Genomic DNA, 3,959 nt, shown 5'->3' on the forward strand with positions numbered 1-3,959 from the left:
TGGTAGGTATATTTCTGGCAGCCACGCTTAATGAAGGTGCCATGCGAATTATAGGTCCGCTGCTCGTTCTCGTAGCGGGACTGATTGTATACGGTCTAACTTATCTGATTGCTGAAAAGCCAGACCGTCGTTAACATTTCAGTAAGAGAGGTTACTGAACAACATTAGCGAGTCTGAGTCTCATGAGTACAGACCTAATATATAACAAACATCCCATCCTTGCCTCCTGCGGAATTTGTCAAATAGGGCGAGAATATGGCGGCTTCGGCGACAGGGTTTGCACCTTTTCAGTCGGACTGAAAGAGGGCAAAGTAGCCTGGATGAAATTGTCGCTGCGGCAATATTCTGAAAAATGGGTCGTGATTGTTCGTAAACGCCCGTTCCTTAATGCATGGGCACGCTCTGGTGATGAACCACAGCTCGCAGCTGGCGATGAAAAAGTATGGAGAAAGGATTATAAGTTTTTTCGCGCTGAGAAAGGTTTTTCTCAAGGATATCATAATCCTGTGCCACTTGCATTGTGCGATGCACATTATGAAATAGAAAAAGGGCTACCCGTGCTTCATGCAGGTTTTACGAATGGCGTAACGCGAACAATATGGCTTATGGCCAACGGTGCGGAAATTTTCCCAGTTAGCGTACCTTCAGAAAGGGATGCTCGTCTGCTGTTCCGGGGGGTTGGCGACAGGACAACTGAACCGCTTTCAGTCTCTTTCCTGTATTCACTGTGTTAACAAAGCCGAACTATACAGGGTTTTGACCTTGTAGGCTGAACAAAAGTAATTCTGCTTGTTAACTTTCGGCATCTTTCGCTTTTCGTCTGCCAGCAATGCACCAAAAAAATTATTTGAACATTATTAGAATGCATTTTTATACTCTAAGGTACTGTCATAGTTAACAAACTTTGCTTTGTTTATAGCAACAACAGTTTGTACTGGAATATTGATTTTTTTGTCATCACAAAAATTCTCAAGGAGCATAGTAAGGTGTATAAATGAGTCAGAAAGTTTATTACTGCAAAAATTGGTCAATTGGATATAAAGAGCCAACTGACTTATGGGGGAGAAAAAAGCCCTAAAAAAACATGAGGCTGGCGAACCTTATACAGTGCTCATTGACTCTGAATCTACACCATCGTGCTTTATTAATATAATGAGGAATAGTGGCTGGGTAAGTGTAAGCTTTCTTGATGAACATTTAAGAGAGTATCTTCTTTATAATTTTCAAATGCTGGATGTGGAAAAATTATTTCTATCGATGGCTGTTTATAGAGAGTTTAACGATGATACTGACCTTGTTATCAACGGGACAACGTACCATTTTAAAGAATATGGGCATACTATAATTATAGAGGATAATATCCCGAGTAAAACTTCAGAGAGGAGTGAAACTTACTCTGATGTAGCCAAAAATTATGAACAGTTTCCAGCGTTCGGACAATATGATTCTTTGAATCGAAAGGAACGATAGGTTATTACAAATCTTTAAAAGAGCCGATGAAAGGCGGAGAAGTGGTAACGGTGAAAGGTTGCATTGACGCAAAACCCGGAACAGACGTGATGCAACCTAAAACCGATCTCACTACAGACGGCAGAGACATCGGGAGATACTGGTGCATTGACTACGTCTGTTATGAAAGGACGGACTCTGAAGACAACTGAGCAATGCGTAATAGATTTACTCAATGCTTGCCGCCGGACGACAGTGAAGCGCTTGTGAGCCACACCTAATCGGCAGGCTCCGTAACGGGTTTTCTGCACAAACAGGAACAGTTAAGTCTGACTTTATTTTTTTCGCCCCGAGTAAGCAAGTCCGGGTGGGCCAGCAACTGCCTGCGTCGTCAAATACAGCTTTGTTAAGGCGGCGGTTCCATCAACTGCTCAATCGCAAACATGAGAGCGGGTTCAACCTCATCACTTCTTTTCAGACGTGCCCTCAGCAAAAGTATAAGATCACGTTTGATCTCTTCGCGGGTGATTACGTCACCATCACCCGCTTTCCTCAGACAAACCATGCCGGTGAGTCTGCACGCTTCCCGGTAAGTGGACTGAACTTCGTCATCATCAACGTTCTGCATGAGGATATCTCCTGCACTGAATCAGGTTTTATGCGCGAAAGCGCATGAAGGCGCCAGCTGATGCCCGCCAGGGTGAACTGGCCACATGGCGCCGGTAGCCCGGCGAAGCCGGTTACGTGATGAAAGGTTCTGCCTGTCGGGCACTTCGTCCTTGTATCTAACCATATGTGGTGATTAGCTACCACCACTGAAGCAGAGTGAGCCGGTCTTCGCCCTTAAGGTCAGATATTGACGAGCGCTGAACCTTCTTTTGCAGCATATGGCCCTCCGCTTCACCTTTCACGCCAGCACATCAGGTTGAACGGTTACCGGGAGCACGACTCCGTATGTACAAGGCAAACAGGCGTGACGGTTTATGTGAGAGGAGTGAAACCATGTTTCCAGTCGGTATTGATGTCAGTAAAGACACGCTCGACCTCTGCATGCTTTACGACGGCATGAAAGGTCGCGTCAAAACACGAAATATCCGCAACGACCGCAGCGCGGTTGCGCACATACTTCGCTGGCTCAGGCTTCAGCACTGCGGTCCGGAGGATGTTCATGTGGTGATGGAGGCCACCGGCGTTTATCACGAACGGCTGGCCACGTCCCTTCACGACGCCGGTTTCTGTGTGTCTCTGGCCAACCCTCACCGCAGCCGGGAGTTTGCCCGTGGCATGGGGATAATGACCAAAACGGACAAGGTGGATGCGTATATGCTGGCCTGTTACGCACTGCTGAAAAAACCGCACCGGTGGGAGCCGCCCGCAGCGGATATCAGATTTCTCAGCGCACTTCTGCGCCGGCGGGATGTCCTGCTCGCTGACGCCGTGCGTGAGGAAAACCGGCTCGAAAAGTATCAGTCCACCGACACGCCTGCAGACGTCGTCAGTTCATGCATCAGGATGGCGCAGCTGCTCCGTGAAGAAGTGAGAAGCATTGAACGGCAGGTTAAAGCGCACATTCAGGCCAGCCCGGACCTGAAACGGGATTATGCGCTGCTGACGTCGATTAAATCTGTCGGGCCTCAGCTGGGTTTGCACATGCTGGTTGTGCTCCGCAGCCATAACTTTGAATCAGCAGACCAGGCGGCGGCTTTTCTTGGCGTGGTGCCTGTCGAAAAGCGCTCCGGCACTTCGGTTCGGGGACGGCCCCGCATGTCTAAAATCGGCCCGCCTCAGCTGAGAGCCAAACTTTACATGTCGGCTCTGTGCGGGAAAATTCATAACAAACGTATGCGTACTGTCTACGAGGAAATGTGCCTGCGGGGCAAACCTAAAATGGTGGCTATTGGTGCACTGATGCGAAAACTGGTTCACTGGTGTTATGGCGTACTGAAGACGGGAACTGCTTACAATGACGGAGGCCCCCGTGCTGCGCTGAATACCTGACTCAGGTTGAGTTGACACTTTACTGACAGAATCGCTCATGAGGACAACCGGGCATAGTCCGCTATGAGCGAAAAGCAGTCGTTGCCCGCCGTTAGCCAGCGGGCAACATAATGACCAGCTATTTACGCAACAGGCGCAGGCCGTTTGCCACAACAAGTAGACTTGCACCCACATCGGCAAATACAGCCATCCACATGGTTCCCATGCCGGCAATGGTCAGGGCAAGAAATATTACCTTGATGCCAATTGCCATAACGATGTTCTGTACCAGAATGCTGTAAGTCTGTTTTGAAAGCCGGACAAAGGCAGGGATTTTACGTAAGTCATCATCCATCAGGGCAACATCGGCGGTTTCGATGGCGGTATCGGTGCCCATCGCGCCCATGGCAAAGCCGATATCGGCGCGAGCCAGTGCCGGCGCATCATTGATGCCGTCGCCCACCATGCCGGTGGTACCCTGAGCCGTAAGTGTTTCAATGGCGCGCAGTTTGTCCTCAGGCAACTGGTTACCC

Annotated in this window: 5 protein-coding genes; 3 read left to right on the plus strand and 2 right to left on the minus strand. The window is 49.0% G+C overall.

What is annotated here, in order from left to right; all coding sequences use genetic code 11:
• The first annotated feature begins 182 nt into the window (after window positions 1-182).
• Window positions 183-734: a plasmid fertility inhibition factor family protein gene (locus tag C1N59_RS22620; protein ID WP_394551388.1), complete on the plus strand. Its 552-nt coding sequence runs from the start codon at window positions 183-185 to the stop codon at window positions 732-734.
• A 322-nt stretch (window positions 735-1,056) separates the two neighbouring features.
• Window positions 1,057-1,470 (plus strand): hypothetical protein, encoded by a 414-nt coding sequence (locus tag C1N59_RS22625; protein WP_394551390.1) that lies wholly within the window; start codon window positions 1,057-1,059, stop codon window positions 1,468-1,470.
• A 385-nt stretch (window positions 1,471-1,855) separates the two neighbouring features.
• On the opposite strand, the gene C1N59_RS22630 is transcribed toward C1N59_RS22625, so the two are convergent.
• On the minus strand, window positions 1,856-2,077 hold the full coding sequence (locus C1N59_RS22630; protein WP_394551392.1) for a hypothetical protein: 222 nt from the start codon (window positions 2,075-2,077) through the stop codon (window positions 1,856-1,858).
• 374 nt (window positions 2,078-2,451) lie between these two features.
• Between C1N59_RS22630 and C1N59_RS22635 the strand changes: the two genes are divergently transcribed.
• Window positions 2,452-3,447: an IS110 family RNA-guided transposase gene (locus tag C1N59_RS22635; RefSeq protein WP_394551394.1), complete on the plus strand. Its 996-nt coding sequence runs from the start codon at window positions 2,452-2,454 to the stop codon at window positions 3,445-3,447.
• A 118-nt stretch (window positions 3,448-3,565) separates the two neighbouring features.
• Here the strand turns inward: C1N59_RS22635 and C1N59_RS22640 are convergent.
• A partial coding sequence (locus tag C1N59_RS22640) for an HAD-IC family P-type ATPase (protein WP_394551396.1) occupies window positions 3,566-3,959 on the minus strand: 394 nt, incomplete at its 5' end.

The sequence above is a fragment of the Pantoea sp. SGAir0183 genome (genome assembly GCF_043545505.1).

What these genes read in the sequence shown, in the direction of transcription:
- C1N59_RS22620 (WP_394551388.1), top strand. Translation starts at nt 183, where the DNA reads ATGAGTACAGACCTAATATATAACAAACATCCCATCCTTGCCTCCTGC.
- C1N59_RS22625 (WP_394551390.1), top strand. Translation starts at nt 1,057, where the DNA reads ATGGGGGAGAAAAAAGCCCTAAAAAAACATGAGGCTGGCGAACCTTAT.
- C1N59_RS22630 (WP_394551392.1), bottom strand. Translation starts at nt 2,077, where the DNA reads ATGCAGAACGTTGATGATGACGAAGTTCAGTCCACTTACCGGGAAGCG.
- C1N59_RS22635 (WP_394551394.1), top strand. Translation starts at nt 2,452, where the DNA reads ATGTTTCCAGTCGGTATTGATGTCAGTAAAGACACGCTCGACCTCTGC.